This window comes from Leptospira bouyouniensis, from assembly GCF_004769525.1.
GTDB classification, from domain to species: Bacteria; Spirochaetota; Leptospiria; order Leptospirales; family Leptospiraceae; genus Leptospira_A; species Leptospira_A bouyouniensis.
In genome coordinates this window covers 211,818-226,936 of sequence record NZ_RQFT01000003.1, presented here as the reverse complement: position 1 = coordinate 226,936, position 15,119 = coordinate 211,818, and the positions used below count along the sequence as shown (strand labels likewise).

Sequence of the window (15,119 nt, the reverse complement as noted above, 5' to 3'; positions counted from 1 at the left end):
ACTTCGGGAGGATTCTATCATCTCTATGGAGCTCGCACGGCTCGTTGGAGAGATTTCTGTCGAAATCGGAAGGCAAGTTGGCCTTCTCATTGAAAGGACAGGTTATGTCACCCATCTCATCGTTGGGAATGACCATTCCATCGAAATTCCACATTTGGATCGTTACCGTGTTGCGCATTCACGCCTCCGCGGGCTCAGATTATTTCATACACACCTCAAAGAACAACCGTTAAACCAAGAAGATTTGATGGACTTAGTGCTTAATCGCTTTGATTCAATCACTGCAGCATGTGTTGATAAAGAAGGGATTCCAAAATTCTTTTTTTCAGCTTATATCAATCCAGACCCCGAAGCAAAAGAACCCTGGATATTATCTCCAAAACAATACCCTGGTCAAATAAAGTATGGATATTCGGAACAAGTCGAAGCACTTGAATCCGAATTCTCTAAAAAAACATCAAACCTCAAAGAATCACAAAAAGAAAACAGAGCTTTCCTTGTGGGAGTGTATGACGTGAGAAAGATGAAACGATCTCCTGAACATTCCATGGATGAATTAAAAGAGCTTTGTCGGACTGCAGGGATTCATGTTGTCGATACTTATGTACAAAAAAGAGATCCAGATCCGCGAACAGTTGTAGGAAAAGGAAAACTCCAAGAAATCATATTAACCTCAGTTCACAAAGACATCGAACATCTGATTTTTGATTTGGAACTCACTCCTTCCCAAGCCAAAAAAATTTCTGATGCCAGTGATCTCAAAATCATTGATCGAACTCAGCTCATTTTAGATATTTTTTCCAAAAATGCAAAATCGAGAGATGGAAAATTACAAGTAGAACTTGCTCAGCTGAAATACCTTAAAAACCGATTGTCCGAATTAGATGATAATATGAGTCGCTTAACAGGTGGTATTGGAGGTAGAGGACCTGGGGAAACCAAATTAGAAATTGGAAATCGGCGTGTTGAGGAAAAAATCAATCGTTTAGAAAATGAATTAAAAGATCTCAAACGAAGACGGGAACTGAACCGGAAATCTCGTTCTCGTAACGAAATTCCAATTGTGGGGATTGTGGGTTATACCAATGCAGGGAAATCAACATTACTCAATGCCTTAACAAATTCCACAGTCATAGCTGAAGACAAACTATTTGCTACTTTGGACCCAACAACGAGAAGGATTCGATTTCCCGAAGAAAGGGAAATCATCATCTCCGATACGGTAGGATTTATCCACGACTTGCCTCCCGATTTATCCCAAGCGTTTAAAGCCACATTAGAAGAATTAGGTGATGCAGATTTATTATTACATGTTGTTGATGTCACAAACCCAAATTACTCAGAACAAATGGATGCGGTTGATACGATTCTTAATTCACTTCAGTTGAACGAAATACCAAGAATGGTGGTGTTTAATAAAGCTGATGGATTGGATGCGGAAACACACGAGAACTTACAAAAAAATGGTTCATTACTTGTGTCAGCTGTAACGAGAGAAGGCCTTTCTCGCATCTTAGATTTGATCGAATATGAAATTTGGAAAAAAAAGGAACAAAAACAACTAGAAGTTACGACCAGTTAAGGATCGCATCTTGTTTAGTATGATGGATATTTACTTTTTTGGGTAAGTCCATCAATTGGATTACGTTTTCTAAAAAGTGGTTTAAACCACCGATACGAATTTTTCCATTCTGATTTTCTACTGTTTTGATAATTCCAATGAGTGTAGCGACACCAATGCTATTGATGTATTCCAATTTACTTAGGTCCAAAATAATTTGGTAGATTCCATCTTCAAACACCGAAGAAATACTCCGGTTGATTTCATATGCGTTTGTATTGGTGATCTGACCCACAAAGGATACCACCTGCACAACTTCCTCTTTGATTTGAATTGATTCTGTTTCAATCGATAACGAAGGGAAGGTAAATTTTGCCATTGAATTTATAAGTTCTCCAATAACCGAATCGCCACAGTTTTTTGTTTGATGATGTTTTTCATAGTATCGATTTCCAGTAAAGAATTTTGGAATTCACCTTCGGTTGCTGCATGAGTGACAACTATCACAGAAACAGGCTCTGAAGTGGATTCCTTTTGTTGGACGGAAGCAATCGAAATATTATGACGACCAAGGACTTGTGAAATTTCTGCAAGGACTCCAGGTTTGTCTACTGTTGAGAAACGAAGGTAATACCGAACTAAATTCTCTGGTTCTGGGAAACGTTTGCCTTCCGGGAAAAGATTGTTTTCTTTTGCGATGTCTTTGCTACCAAGTCTTGCTGCATAGTAAATGATATCTGAAAGTACGGCACTTGCGGTTGGCATTCCACCAGCACCTTTTCCGGTCACCATTCCTGAATCCGCTTCTTTGGTTTTATAAAAAACAGCATTTGATTCGTTCATCACATTGGCAAGTGGGTGGTCGAGTGGAACAAGCGTAGGGTGAACCTTTGTTAAAATACCCGCCGAACTTCGTTTAGAGATTCCTAAGAGTTTGATACGGTAACCAAGGGAGAGTGCTGCTTGAATGTCCATGGATTGTAATTCGGAAATTCCTTTGACCGAAACGGTTTGGAAAGAGACAGATTCGCGAAAAGCAAGGCTCGCAAGCAAACTGATTTTATGTCCGGCATCGATGCCTTCGACATCAAAAGTTGGATCAGCTTCTGCAAACCCAAGTTCTTGGGCTTTCTTTAAAGCAGTGGCATAGTCCCAAGATTCTTGTTCCATCTTGGATAAAATAAAATTGGTGGTTCCATTTAGAATCCCACAGATCACTTCAAATTCACAGGAGGCGAGGCCATCTCGTAAAGTACGAATGATTGGGATAGATCCTGCTACTGCAGCCTCATATCCAATTTCGGCTCCTGTTTTTTCAGCAAGTGCATAAAGTTCAGGTCCTTTTTCGGATAACAATGCCTTGTTTGCTGTAATCACTGTTTTACCCTGTTCAATGGCTGATAGAACAGCACGATAGGCGGTGTCTGTTCCGCCTATCAATTCAACAATCATATCAACATCCGAACGTTTTGTAACAGAAAGGACATCTTCAGTCACAGGGACGTTCGTTTTTCCTTGGAGTTTTCCCGGGCTCCGGGTGGCAATGGTTGTTAGTTGTAAGTTGATTCCATAATGACGTTGGATTTTTTCTCGGTTTTTGTCCAAGAGTTGGAGTAGACTTGTGCCGACTACTCCGGCACCCAATAGACCAATGCGAACTTCTTTCATCTAGGATCACGATTTCTTAGGAGAAACGGAAACACACTTAAAAAAATTTTAAAAAAAAACAAAATTGAGAAGAAGTTCTTCAGCTTTTTCTGAATTTATGTGATAACTATAATTAGAATTGTCTCGGCAATAAGGATTATCATTATGGCAACGAAAAAATCATCATCTGCCGCTAAGAAGAAGGCTGTTAAAAAAGCGGCCAAGAAAACAAATACGGTTAAGAAACAATCTACAAGAAATGAGAGTGCTTCGCTTTTCAGAAATGACGAAACAGCACAAGCTTCCCTACAATCTCCTGTTTCCCATTCAGAAGGTTCTTCTCATGGAACAAAGGAATCTGGAAATGGAGTGTATCTATTTTTAGTGTTAGCGGGAATTCTCGCAATCGGATACCTCGGGTATGTCAAATACCTTAAACCAAAAGCTCCTGCAGCTGCACAAACGGAAACTTCGAAAGTTCCAGCAGATGCACAAACAAAACCTGTCGCAGAGGCAGCAGAGAAAAAAGTAGAAGAGGCTCCTAAAGAAGTAACAGCTGCTGGTTTCCTCACTGACAAAATTGCTTCTAAAAAATTCGCAGAAGCTGCTGCATACTGTAAATCAGTTGGTGGAGTGGTTCCTTCTAAAGATGATTTGGTGAAATTTGCAGCGACTGCTCCAAATGAAATCAAAACAAGCGAAGACAAGTTTTGGACAAAAACTGAAGTGGACAAAAAATCTGGTTTGGCGTATCGTTTTTCCAATGGAAAAGCACCTAAAGTCGACAAAGCAACTTCCCTTAAGGTTCTTTGTAAAAACTAATCTCTAACGAGAATTTGATTGGATCGGGGCAAGGATTTCTTTTCTGATTTTGAGAGCAAGGTCAGAAGAGGCGAACATCTGCCCCGAACCATCTGTTAAGTAAAAACTATCCTTCGCTCTTCCCGTCTCCATATCAGTTTCAATTGTAGCACTTAGGATGTTGATTTGGTTTTGCATTAGAATTCTCGAAACATAATACAACAAACCTCTACCCGCGCTACTTTCTAAGTACAAACAAGTTTGGTTTTTATCTGGAAGGTCGCTGAATATAAACTCGGGAGTTTCTTTAAAAAAAGTGGCAACAGCTGGTTCTTGGATCTGTAATTTTTCGAGAATCTCTTCAAATTTTGCATTTTTAGAGAATACTGAATCCATCATCATTCCTAATTGGAATGCCACTTTCGTTGTGTCAGCACCGTCTGCTTGCAAAATAAACGAATCGATTGTATATTCATTTCCTTGTTCAATCACTGTGCTTAGTTCACCTGAAAGAATGTCCATTTTTAACGCATATATGATGGTTGCGATCCTATGAAAGGTTCCAATTTGAGTGGAATCCGTTTTTAAGGAAATGAGGATATTTTCTTTTTCCCGTTTGTATTGAAACTCAATCAATTGTGCATTTCCTTTTCCCACTGATTGTATAGATGTGCAGGAAATTTCAATCAAAAGGTTTCAGGGGAATCGGCCGATGATCATAAAAGACAGTATGAAAAAATTACTAATGATTCTATTCGTTTTGGGGTTTTTGTTCACACCCCTAGTTTCAGAAGAGGAAACGTCGGAAGAATCACCTTTCGCCACGACTAAAAAGAAAGTCCAACTCTGGAAAGGGGAAGTAGTTGGTGTATACAAAAATAGACTTTGGATTAAAGTCCGGATTTTTCGAAATCAAAAGATATCTAAGTATTCAATTTCTGAATTAAAATCACTTTTTAGCGAAACAAAAGAGTTTCCAGTCTACCAAAAACTCACACAACTCAAACAAGGACTTCTTATTGTTAGAGATACCATCTGGGAAGAAAAAAATATCAATAAAAACAACCAATTCATTGAAGTTGTGTTAGTTGGAGATTATAAGCCAGACCCTACTTCCAAAATGAAAGAAATTACAACAGATGCTTATATTTCGAGTTATGTAGAAGAAGATTTTTTTACTGAACCAGATGCCTTTTTTAAAGGAAGGTACACATCTCCTCGTAAAACCGTTTTCCATCCCAAAGATAGAAAGGAAATGGTTCTTGTATCCAGAGGTTTATTTTTATACGGTCAGGGGACAGATCCCTCCTCTGATAGTTTTAATCCATACTTTTTAGAACCAAAAGCTTCCAATCTCAAAGAGATCCCATCCTTTTACATTGATAAGTATGAAGTAACAAATGCTGAATATGATTTCTTTCTAAAACAAACGAATACAAAAGCACCTCCTCACTGGATTGGAGGAAGATACCCTGAAGGAGAAGGTGACCATCCCGTGGTCCATCTCACCTACCGCGAAGTCGAACGATATGCGGCTTGGGCAGGTAAACGTATTCCCTCCGAATGGGAATGGGAAAAAGCGGCAAGGGGCCCAGGTGTGGTTGAGTACACAAATCGTGACGAAACCTTAGGATACCAAATCACAGCAACCAAATATCCGTTTGGTGATGAGTACGACTCACTTTACTGTAATACAAGAGAATCAAAACTAGGAAAAACTCAATCGGTAATGGAACTTGCCACAGAAGGTGCAAGTCCATATGGTGCCCTTGGAATGTGTGGGAATGCGCCCGAATGGACTTCCAGTGATTACCAATTATATCCTGGTCATCATATCAAAAACTTTTCCTTTGGGAAAATTTATAAAGTTGTGAGAGGTGGTTCTTATTCTGACTCAGCGAAAAATGCAACGGCAAGTGCAAGGTCCTATGGTGGCATTCCTAACTTGAGTGAAGATAGACGAGCTGGATTTCGATTGGTTATTGATTACAGAGATTAAATTATTTAGGTATCACTTCGGTTTTTTTACCGAGCTTTTTACAGATTTTGCCAAGTAAATCTTGCTCTTCTGGAGAAAGGACAGAAAACTCAGAAGTGATTCGTTTGACATGATCAGGAAAGATCTGTTCGATTAGCTTTTTCCCTTCTGATGTTAAATGGACTGAGATAAACCTTCTGTCTTCCACACCACGCACTCTTTCCACCAAATTTCGTTTCTCTAAGTTATCGATGACAAGAGTGATGTTTCCCGTACTTTTGAGGATTTTATCGCCTAAGTCTTTTTGGCAAAGTGGACCTAAATGGTATAAAGTTTCTAACACACCAAACTGACTTTCTGAGATATTCCATTTTGTGAATTCAGAAATGAGGCGAGAAGACAAGGATTCCGATGCTCGTTTGAGTTTGATAAACGAGTCTAGAGCTTGTACTTCTTTTTTAGATCCTTTGAATTTTGTTCCCATTGGTTTAATATCAAACTATCAAACTTCAAACTATTTGTCAAACGGTTTCTTGGCTCTTTTGGAAAAGTTCCTTCATGAGTCGTAATGTTCCCGTAAGCCCGAGTACAACTGAGGATGCAGCAATTCCACCCATCAGAGCACCAGCCACACCAGGAGAACAGGCATCTGCTCCTGTGAGGTAAAGGTTTCTCACAGTTGTTCTTACTCCTAACCATTCTTGACGGAAGCGTTCTGGTGTACAGGAAAGTCCGTAAATGGAACCCTCTTTATGGCCGGTAAAGTACTCTGTTGTGATGGGAGTTGAAAGTTCAGTAAACTCAATCAGATCTCGGAAACCAGGGAATCGTTCTTCTAAAAATTGCAACATCCCTTCGGTAATCGTTGCCTTCAGCTGGTTATATTCTTCCCCTCGTTTTTTCCAAGGTTCTTCCTTCCATTTGGCAAAATTGGAATAATCAGCAAAACTAATCGCCTCTGCCGTGTGCCCTTCCGCCTCTGGATTCTTTAGAGAAGGAAATGATAGATACATCATCGGAGGTTTTCCTTGGATTAGTTCATTTCGTTTCGCATAACTTTCGTCATGATTTATATTTGGGAAAATCCAATGGTTTTCGCCATGGAATCCCAATTTTGTTGGAGATTCCTTAAAACCAATATAGAGAGTAATAGAAGTTGTTCCTTGGGTGCTGAGTGATTCCAAGGGTATTTGGAAATCTTTTGAAAATTCTTTTGGTAATAGTTTGTTGTATGTAGTATTAGCACCTGCATCAGAGATGATCACATCAGCAAAAAAGCTTTGTTCCGAAATGGTTTTTCCTTTTTGCACATCTACCTTGACACCAATCGCTTTGTCTCCATCCAGAATGATTTCTTTCACTGTATGAAGTATCTTCATCGCCCCACCATTTTTTTCTACGATCGGTTCAATTGACTCTACAATTTTACTGGATCCTCCAATCGGGAAATAACCTCCGTTAAAGTAATGGGCAACTATCATCGAGTGAATGGCGAAGGATGAATCTTTTGGTGGTAGTCCATAGTCCCCCCACTGGGAACAAAGCAGTGCTTTTAGACTTTGATCCTTAAAATGGTTGTCCATATACTCTTTTGTTGTGATGTATGGAGTAGAGATATGACCAAGTCCAAGTAATTTAGCAGCCTTTTCAAAAAAAGCTGGTAAGGCTTTCAGAGTGAAATGCCTACCAAACCACTGTGTGAAGGTTTCCACATCTTTGAAGTATTGGTCTATGGCGCTTGATTCGTTTGGAAACTTTGATTTTAAATCGTTACGGAACCGTTCTTTTTCTCCGTAAACAGGAAAACTAAAATTCGGATAATCGAATACTTCGAATGGTTCTTCCATTTTTTTCCATTGGACACCACGTTTTGTAATCGAATCAAAGAGGGTTCGCAACATCGAACCTTCAGCCAAATCACCAATGTAATGGATTCCTACGTCCCATTCAAATTTTCCCAAACGTTTAAAGGTATGGGTAAAGCCACCTAACTTAAAATGACGTTCTAATACTAAAACTTTTTTGCCTGCGACTTGTGATAAAATGGAAGCGACGGTGAGCCCGCCGATTCCCGATCCAATGATGATGGCATCATATTTAGTTTCCATGTTTAGTATTTAGTTTCTACTGTGTATTCTAATGTGACCACTTCATTTGCTTTGAGTGGAACATCGGTATATGTTTTAGTCGAAGATTCTTTGATGAATTTGTGAGAGGATTTTGTAATGTTCCAATCTCCCCATAAACTTGCATAAAATCGAATTTCGATTGGTTCCTTTTTTCTGTTTCGAATCTCAACAGAGTAGGAAGATTTATCCCCTCTTGAAAGTTTGAAGACTTCATAAGAGAGTCTTTTTCCATTTGCAACCACATCAAAGGCTTGGCCAGTTTTGATTTTTACATCTTCATTTTCTGGTGTGTGATCAATTGTGTCTTCGCCAAGTAATTGTTGTCTTCCTTTGGAATCAGCCTTAAATACGCGGATGGTCCCTTGTGGTAGTGGTCTTCCTAAATTGTTTTTTTTGGCATTTTTAAAAATGTATTTAATGGTAGCATTGTTAAAATTTTTCTCATTGCCTTCATACATCGGTAAGTTTTCGAAAACAAAGTATTTTTTGATTTCTATTCCTTCTGACTGGAAGAGTTGCACTTGTTTGGTTTGATTATACCCGATATTTGTAGGTTGGTCCAATGTGTATAAATAATACTCGGAAAGATTTTCCTGATTAAATTCAGGTGCATCAGCAGATTCTTCGTATTCTTTTACCATTGTTTTTTTCGTATAACGAGGTTGTGGTGTATAAGCTGGGCGGTTGGAAAGTAAATTCACTTTTCCTGCCACTAACTGCAAAACTGCATTTTTGAATTCAGCCCCTGAGTTGTTATTTAAAGTTACCCAAGAATTGAGACCACATTCATTTTCATCCTTATCCAAAACTAGGATGTAATCTGCCGACCATCCAAGCCCATTGGTTTGGTAAGAAACTTCTAGAGACTGTTCTTTTTCTGTATCATTTTTTAACTTCCAAACTAACGTTGGTTTAGCGAATAAATTTTCAGGAATGGTAGGGACTGTGACTCGTCCATTGTATCCAAGGGATACCTCGTTCCCAATTTGGTAAACTGGGCTTCCATTATTGGAGATTAGTTTTGCTTTCACGGAAGTTGTTTTTTCTTTTCCGTCCTGGTAAAGTGTCACTTCTTTACCAATGTATTTGTCCATCAATCGTTCTGGAGAAATGAGATCATATTCATAGTTTTGCTCGAAGACTGTGAGTTTTTTGGGATCTTCCCCTTTCACACGAACGGTTTGTGGGATGATTTGGGAAGGGACATCTTCAAATCGTAAGGTGCGAATCCCTTTTGCCAAGTTCAGAACACGTGTTTCTCTGACGAGACCTATGCCGCCATTATAGATTGTGACACTCACTGATTTACGATCGGAGTCTGTGGATAAATCAAAGGAACTATCAGATGTGATGCTGGCAGTGATAAAAAAAAGAACTGTGATACTTGTGATGGAAACGATTTTGGATTTCATGTATTCTCCCATGAGCATTCTACAGTCTGGAAACTTAAAAAACGAATGCAACCAAAATCGTTAGAGGAAAACTGCACTTTAAGAGGATTCATATGGCAAATGTAGTGAAAATCGGGGTGATTGGCGGAACAGGTTTATATTCGATCGATGGAATGGAAATTCTAAACGAAATCCATCCTGATACACCATGGGGCAAACCTTCCGATAAAATCACCATTGGTCGTTTTAAAGGAAAAGAAATTGCCTTTTTACCAAGGCATGGAAAAGGTCATTTTTTAAATCCAAGTGAAGTTCCTGCTCGTGCAAACATTGCCGCATTAAAACAGTTAGGTGTTGAAGAAATCATTGCCTTTAGTTCTGTCGGAAGTCTCCGACAAGAAATTGCACCACGTGATTTTGTGATTCCATCACAGATCATTGACAGAACCAAATCACGACATGCAACTTTTTTTGAAAATGGAATGGTTGCCCATGCTCCTTTTGCTGATCCGTTTTCTCAAGGCTTAGCTAAAAAAGTGGAAGAAGCTGCAAAACAAATCAATCTCCCGATCCATACGAACAAAACATTAATTTGTATGGAAGGACCGCTTTTTTCGACTCGAGCAGAATCCCATATGTACCGGTCATGGGGTGCTGACATCATCAATATGACAGTATTACCAGAAGCAAAACTAGCTAGAGAAGCAGAAATTTTATACCAAATGGTTTGTATGTCTACTGATTATGACTGTTGGAAAGAAGACGAAGCTCATGTGACTTTGGAAATGGTTCTTGCTAACTTGAGTACAAATGCGGATACTGCAAAAAAACTGCTTTCAACTTTGATTGATTTATTAGGAAAGTCGGATGATACCAGTTTGGTGGGAAGTACAAAGTTTTCACTTGTGACTGCTCCGGAGAAACGAAACCCAGAACAAATTGCTAAGTTAAAATTTTTGTTTCCAAGTTATTTTTAACTGTGGTTTACAGCTTGCTCCAAAGTTGGAAAAATTTGGAGTAAGCTTTTGAGTTTTGTGAGTTCTAAAACATAACGTACTTTTTCAGAAGGGGATACGATTCGTATGTATCCTAGTTGTTTGACGAGCCGAGAATGGATCCCCAAACAAACGCCAAGTCCAGAACTATCGATGTAACTCACCTGTTCAAAATTTAAAAAGATATGGTGAATGCCTTTTGAAATCAATATTTCAAGATTTTCTTTCATCACCTGGGAATTGTATAAATTGATTTCACCAGATAACTCGAAGTAAACGGCAGACGGAGGGAGAGGGACAAATTTTTGTTGTAGGACTTCCATTTTGAAGTCTCCACTTTCGACAGTATAATCATCCCAATTTTCGATCATGTAAAAATTTCCTTCACTCCGTCTGAGATTTGAAACTTGTAGAAGTCTAACTCAAGGTTAAATTTTTGTTGATAACTTTTTTTCAATTCCTCATTTATTTTAGCAAACTGATTTTTTTTGTCTAGTACGAGTACGCACCCACCAAATCCACCTCCAATCATTCGCGCACCGATGACTCCCAAACTCTTTAGGGTCGAAACGATAAAGTCAGTTTCTTCACAAGACACTTCGAAATTTTTTGAAAGAGATTCATGAGTTTCAAATAAAGACACACCTACTTGAGAAAACTGATTCGATTCCAAACCCTGGATGACTTGTTTTGTCCTATCTCGCTCAGATGTGACATGAATTGTACGTTTGAGTTCGTCTCCAGTTAGACCACAATCAATCAATTCCTCTTTTGACAAAGTGACATCATAAAGTTGCTTAAAATTTGGGAACTTTGCCTGTATCTTTTCCAAAGCAGATTCACATTCTAACCTACGTTTGTTATAGGCACTGTCCTTGAGGTTGTGTTTAACATTCGAATTGATGAGATAAAATTCATAATCTTCTAATTCAAAATGATGGTAGGAATAGGAGAGAGTATTGGTATTCAGCGAGATACAATCATTTTCTTTGCCAACTGCGATGATGAATTGGTCCATGATCCCACATTTAGTTCCTACAAAATTGTTTTCGGCTTTTTGACCGATGACAGCAATGTCCTCTTTTTTAATCCCAAAACCATATGTTTCGGAAATTGCAAATCCAGTGACCACCTCTAAGGCAGCTGAGGAGGAAAGGCCAGAACCTTGTGGTATATTTCCATCGACTAAAAGATCAAAACCAGGTACATCAAATCCAAGTGCTTCCATTTCAACAATGACTCCTGTGATGTAATCAGTCCATGGAGAAGTAGGATGGGATTGGAAAGGTTTTTGGACTTTTACAGTTTCATTATATGTTACAGAATGGAATTGGAAAATTTGCGATTGGTTGGGTCGTAAGAAAACTTGAACCGAAAAATTGATCGCTGCTGGTAGAACAATTCCACCCAAATAATCCACATGTTCCCCAATGATATTGATCCTTGCGGGTGCTTCAAACAATCGCGGTTTGGAATTTGTTTTTCCAAATATCCTTTCAAAATGATTCAAATTTTCTTTACTTCTCAATGAATCCACTTCATCTTCCTTTCGATGCTATACATTATTTTAGGACAGGTGCTATGTCGAATCTAAAAATATCGGATCGCTTTGTGAAACCCTTTCTGAACCAATCCAACTTAGATCAAGAATTGGAAAAAGCAGAGAAAGCCCGCCAAATGTTACTCAATCAGTCCGGATTAGGAAGTGAATTTTTAGGTTGGGTAAATCTTCCGAGTCAAATCAAACCAGAAGAATTACAATCCATCAGAAAGGCAGCTGAGACCATCCAGTCACATTCTCAATACCTAGTCGTAGTGGGAATTGGGGGAAGTTATTTAGGTGCAAGGGCAGTGATTGAAGCGCTCACACCAGAGTTTAGTACTCCAGAGACACAAAAGAAAACGGTGAAAATTTTATATGCAGGGCATCATTTAGATGCAGATTATCATTTTCGTTTGTTAGCTTTCTTAGAAAACAAAGAGTTTTCTGTGAATGTTATTTCAAAGTCTGGTACCACAACAGAACCTGCGATCGCCTTTCGTTTGTTACTTTCCCTTCTGGAAAGAAAATACGGAAAAGAAAATATAAAAAATCGTGTTTTTGCCACTACAGATCAATCTAAAGGAGCTTTGAAACAGTTAGCCAATGAATATGGATTTCCTACATTTATTATACCTGATGATGTAGGAGGTAGGTATTCAGTATTTACGCCAGTGGGATTACTTCCAATTGCAGCAGCAGGTTATAGCATCAATAAATTAATTGATGGTGCAAAACAAATGGAATCAGAACTCAAATCCATTACATCCAAAGATGGGAATTTTGCATGTCTATATGCGGCCATTCGGAATGGTTTGTATGCACTTGGAAAAACAACAGAAATTTTTGTCTCATACAATCCTTCTTTAGGGTATGTTTCAGAATGGTGGAAGCAGTTGTTTGGTGAAAGTGAAGGTAAAACTGGAAAAGGAATTTTTCCCGCGTCTGTCCAATTCACAACTGACTTACATTCTATGGGCCAATATATCCAGGATGGAGAACGTAAGCTTATGGAAACTGTTATCAAAGTAGAAACTCCGAAACAAGATGTTTACCTTACAGAAAAAACGGATGATAATGATGGATTGAATTATTTAGCGGGGAAAAAACTTTCCGAAGTCAATCAAAGTGCAATGCTTGGAACATTGATCGCTCACAAAGATGGAGGGGTCCCTTGTTTGGAAATCATCCTTCCGGTAATTAATGAAGAAACATTAGGTGAATTATTATATTTTTATGAATTCGCATGTGCTGTGTCAGGATATATGTTAGGTGTTAACCCATTTGACCAACCGGGTGTTGAAGATTACAAAAACAATATGTTTGCTTTACTTGGGAAAAAAGGATATGAAAAACGAAAGGAAGAAATCTTAAGCCATATAGGATTGACTTAAAAAAGAATGAATATGATCTAAAGACTTTCCAAACACATCTTTTGTTTGGAAATTTTCCCAAAGTTCTTTTGTTCCTAAATCCAATACTTCGCCGGAGAAAATTTCTCCGGAGATTTCTCCACGTTTCGCGTATTCTTTAAAGATATCTGACAGATCAAAATATTTATTTTTATCTAAATTGTTTAAACAATTTGGATCTAAGACAGCAAGGCCTATGTAATAAAAATTGCCGATTCCAAATTCTAAAGTTTGGTCACTCGATATGGATATTCTGGTATAATTTTGACCTTCTGGAATTGGTAACAAATAAAGGTGAATTTTACTTTGATTCGCTAAATTCACCTTAGGTGAGAAATCAGATTTTGGAAATAAAAGTGTATCAGGATTGATAAGTAAAATTGGTTCGGAATAGGCATCTTCAGGTAATGCGGTCCGAATCCCCCCGGCAGTACCTAAAATTTCAGTTTTTTCATTTGAGATTTCAATAGGAATTTTTTTGAAGTTTTTTAAATGATTTGTTATCTGATCACCTAAATAATGTGTGTTGATCCAGATTTTCCTAATTTTCCAATTAAACAAAAGGTACAATGCATAATCCAATAATGATATGGATTGAATTTTCAAAAGTGGTTTTGGGGTATTTTCGGTGAGAGATCCCATTCGTTTACCAAATCCAGCAGCCAACACGAACGCATTCATAAATTACGAAAATCCTTATGTAAACTCAATTCATCTCTTAGGCTTCTAACAAAAATGAAGAGAGAATCAGCAAACATTCCTAATTGGATAATTTCTTCTAATTGGTTTAAACATGAAATAATTGAAGGTTTGAATTTGCTTTTATCATGATCGACTACCATTCGAAAATAAGTTCCCAATGCTTTGAAGGATCGTTGTAAGGCTTGGAGATAAAAAGTATCTTTGAATTTCCTAGATTGGTCTATATTCCTTTCTTGAAAAGTTTTAAGCATTTTTAATCGGAATTCTCTTGGTAAAGGATAATAAGCATCATATAAAATTGATGCTAAATCATATTGAGGCACACCCATCCTTGCATCTTGGAAATCAATCAATACATAATCAGAGTTTGGTGATCGTAAAAGATTACGACAATGAAAATCTCGGTGTGTAAAAACATTAATTGGATACTTATCTAAAAAACCGACTGTCTCTTCCAAAAATGCTCTCGCTTCATTTGAAAAAGTAGTTTTGATTTGGAATTTTTTTTGGAAGGCTAAAAATTTATCGAATGTAAGATTGGTTTCAAAATTAAGTTTTTCGGTATCAAACCTTCGGTTTTTGACGATACTAGGTGGATCTAATGTTTGTAATTGCAAAATTAAATCAATTAGTTTTGGAAAATGTGTTTGGTAGTCTGAAAGTTGATAGCTACTAAAATCTAGTTTTCCATCAAAAGACATACAAAGTATTCCCAATGCATTGTTTGATTCATAAATTTTTGGAACATGGATTCCATTTTGATTTAGAAATTGGCTCAATAAAACGAAATCTTCATTAATTGATTCATCAATACAAACAACTTCCGTTTGATTTGTAGTTGTGATTAAAAAATAACGTCGACTCGACGCTTCTTCTTGTAATGGAGTAATGTTACAGTTTTTGCCGTAACGAGTATAAATAAATTCTAATTGAGATTCATTAATTCCAGTGTGCACGTTACCA

Annotated in this window: 15 protein-coding genes; 5 read left to right on the top strand and 10 right to left on the bottom strand. The window is 37.8% G+C overall.

What is annotated here, in order from left to right; all coding sequences use genetic code 11:
• Positions 1–25: 25 nt before the first annotated feature.
• The gene (gene hflX, locus EHQ43_RS02675; protein WP_135740250.1) at positions 26–1,582 is read left to right on the top strand and encodes a GTPase HflX; all 1,557 of its coding nucleotides are present in this window, start codon (positions 26–28) and stop codon (positions 1,580–1,582) included.
• Here the strand turns inward: hflX and EHQ43_RS02670 are convergent.
• Entirely contained in the window at positions 1,569–1,940 is a 372-nt protein-coding gene (locus EHQ43_RS02670; protein WP_135740251.1) for an STAS domain-containing protein, read from the bottom strand. The genes hflX and EHQ43_RS02670 overlap by 14 nt on opposite strands.
• A gap of 5 nt (positions 1,941–1,945) precedes the next feature.
• Positions 1,946–3,229 (bottom strand): homoserine dehydrogenase, encoded by a 1,284-nt coding sequence (locus EHQ43_RS02665; protein WP_135770082.1) that lies wholly within the window; start codon positions 3,227–3,229, stop codon positions 1,946–1,948.
• Between the two features lie 144 nt (positions 3,230–3,373).
• On the opposite strand from EHQ43_RS02665, the gene EHQ43_RS02660 reads away from it, so the two are divergent.
• On the top strand, positions 3,374–4,030 hold the full coding sequence (locus tag EHQ43_RS02660) for a hypothetical protein (protein WP_135740253.1): 657 nt from the start codon (positions 3,374–3,376) through the stop codon (positions 4,028–4,030).
• 3 nt (positions 4,031–4,033) lie between these two features.
• On the opposite strand, the gene EHQ43_RS02655 is transcribed toward EHQ43_RS02660, so the two are convergent.
• On the bottom strand, positions 4,034–4,645 hold the full coding sequence (locus EHQ43_RS02655) for a hypothetical protein (RefSeq protein ID WP_135740478.1): 612 nt from the start codon (positions 4,643–4,645) through the stop codon (positions 4,034–4,036).
• Between the two features lie 94 nt (positions 4,646–4,739).
• Here EHQ43_RS02655 and EHQ43_RS02650 point away from each other — a divergent pair, with 94 nt between their 5' ends.
• On the top strand, positions 4,740–6,008 hold the full coding sequence (locus EHQ43_RS02650; RefSeq protein ID WP_135770081.1) for a formylglycine-generating enzyme family protein: 1,269 nt from the start codon (positions 4,740–4,742) through the stop codon (positions 6,006–6,008).
• A 1-nt stretch (position 6,009) separates the two neighbouring features.
• Here the strand turns inward: EHQ43_RS02650 and EHQ43_RS02645 are convergent, their stop codons facing one another.
• From EHQ43_RS02645 to EHQ43_RS02635, 3 genes are read right to left on the bottom strand one after another with little or no spacing between them, the layout of a single operon-like run.
• Positions 6,010–6,471, bottom strand: a complete 462-nt coding sequence (locus EHQ43_RS02645) for a MarR family winged helix-turn-helix transcriptional regulator (protein WP_135740255.1) — start codon at positions 6,469–6,471, stop codon at positions 6,010–6,012.
• A gap of 37 nt (positions 6,472–6,508) precedes the next feature.
• A complete protein-coding gene (locus EHQ43_RS02640) occupies positions 6,509–8,095 on the bottom strand; it encodes a phytoene desaturase family protein (RefSeq protein WP_135770080.1) in 1,587 nt (528 codons plus the stop codon).
• A 2-nt stretch (positions 8,096–8,097) separates the two neighbouring features.
• On the bottom strand, positions 8,098–9,528 hold the full coding sequence (locus tag EHQ43_RS02635; RefSeq protein ID WP_135770079.1) for a DUF4139 domain-containing protein: 1,431 nt from the start codon (positions 9,526–9,528) through the stop codon (positions 8,098–8,100).
• Positions 9,529–9,620: 92 nt separating this feature from the next.
• Here EHQ43_RS02635 and mtnP point away from each other — a divergent pair, with 92 nt between their 5' ends.
• Positions 9,621–10,484: an S-methyl-5'-thioadenosine phosphorylase gene (gene mtnP / locus EHQ43_RS02630; protein WP_135753886.1), complete on the top strand. Its 864-nt coding sequence runs from the start codon at positions 9,621–9,623 to the stop codon at positions 10,482–10,484.
• Here mtnP and EHQ43_RS02625 read toward each other — a convergent pair.
• Together EHQ43_RS02625 and galK are read right to left on the bottom strand one after the other, a co-directional pair.
• Positions 10,481–10,873, bottom strand: a complete 393-nt coding sequence (locus EHQ43_RS02625; RefSeq protein ID WP_135740259.1) for an STAS domain-containing protein — start codon at positions 10,871–10,873, stop codon at positions 10,481–10,483. The two genes, mtnP and EHQ43_RS02625, sit on opposite strands and share 4 nt — an antisense overlap.
• The gene (gene galK / locus EHQ43_RS02620; protein WP_135770078.1) at positions 10,870–12,039 is read right to left on the bottom strand and encodes a galactokinase; all 1,170 of its coding nucleotides are present in this window, start codon (positions 12,037–12,039) and stop codon (positions 10,870–10,872) included. Before galK ends, EHQ43_RS02625 begins: the two co-directional genes overlap by 4 nt.
• A gap of 44 nt (positions 12,040–12,083) precedes the next feature.
• Here galK and EHQ43_RS02615 point away from each other — a divergent pair, with 44 nt between their 5' ends.
• Entirely contained in the window at positions 12,084–13,436 is a 1,353-nt protein-coding gene (locus tag EHQ43_RS02615) for a glucose-6-phosphate isomerase (protein WP_135740261.1), read from the top strand.
• Here the strand turns inward: EHQ43_RS02615 and EHQ43_RS02610 are convergent.
• Together EHQ43_RS02610 and EHQ43_RS02605 are read right to left on the bottom strand one after the other, a co-directional pair.
• Positions 13,413–14,135 carry a nucleotidyltransferase family protein gene (locus EHQ43_RS02610; RefSeq protein ID WP_135770077.1) on the bottom strand — a complete coding sequence of 241 codons (723 nt, stop codon included), beginning with the start codon at positions 14,133–14,135 and terminating at the stop codon, positions 13,413–13,415. The two genes, EHQ43_RS02615 and EHQ43_RS02610, sit on opposite strands and share 24 nt — an antisense overlap.
• The gene (locus tag EHQ43_RS02605; protein ID WP_135770076.1) at positions 14,132–15,112 is read right to left on the bottom strand and encodes a phosphotransferase; all 981 of its coding nucleotides are present in this window, start codon (positions 15,110–15,112) and stop codon (positions 14,132–14,134) included. The genes EHQ43_RS02610 and EHQ43_RS02605 overlap by 4 nt, the downstream gene beginning before the upstream one ends.
• Positions 15,113–15,119: the final 7 nt, after the last annotated feature.

Excerpts from the sequence above, each read along its gene's own strand:
- hflX (WP_135740250.1), top strand. The coding sequence starts at position 26 with ATGGAGCTCGCACGGCTCGTTGGAGAGATTTCTGTCGAAATCGGAAGG.
- EHQ43_RS02670 (WP_135740251.1), bottom strand. The coding sequence starts at position 1,940 with ATGGCAAAATTTACCTTCCCTTCGTTATCGATTGAAACAGAATCAATT.
- EHQ43_RS02665 (WP_135770082.1), bottom strand. The coding sequence starts at position 3,229 with ATGAAAGAAGTTCGCATTGGTCTATTGGGTGCCGGAGTAGTCGGCACA.
- EHQ43_RS02660 (WP_135740253.1), top strand. The coding sequence starts at position 3,374 with ATGGCAACGAAAAAATCATCATCTGCCGCTAAGAAGAAGGCTGTTAAA.
- EHQ43_RS02650 (WP_135770081.1), top strand. The coding sequence starts at position 4,740 with ATGAAAAAATTACTAATGATTCTATTCGTTTTGGGGTTTTTGTTCACA.
- EHQ43_RS02645 (WP_135740255.1), bottom strand. The coding sequence starts at position 6,471 with ATGGGAACAAAATTCAAAGGATCTAAAAAAGAAGTACAAGCTCTAGAC.
- EHQ43_RS02640 (WP_135770080.1), bottom strand. The coding sequence starts at position 8,095 with ATGGAAACTAAATATGATGCCATCATCATTGGATCGGGAATCGGCGGG.
- EHQ43_RS02635 (WP_135770079.1), bottom strand. The coding sequence starts at position 9,528 with ATGAAATCCAAAATCGTTTCCATCACAAGTATCACAGTTCTTTTTTTT.
- mtnP (WP_135753886.1), top strand. The coding sequence starts at position 9,621 with ATGGCAAATGTAGTGAAAATCGGGGTGATTGGCGGAACAGGTTTATAT.
- EHQ43_RS02625 (WP_135740259.1), bottom strand. The coding sequence starts at position 10,873 with ATGATCGAAAATTGGGATGATTATACTGTCGAAAGTGGAGACTTCAAA.
- EHQ43_RS02615 (WP_135740261.1), top strand. The coding sequence starts at position 12,084 with ATGTCGAATCTAAAAATATCGGATCGCTTTGTGAAACCCTTTCTGAAC.
- EHQ43_RS02610 (WP_135770077.1), bottom strand. The coding sequence starts at position 14,135 with ATGAATGCGTTCGTGTTGGCTGCTGGATTTGGTAAACGAATGGGATCT.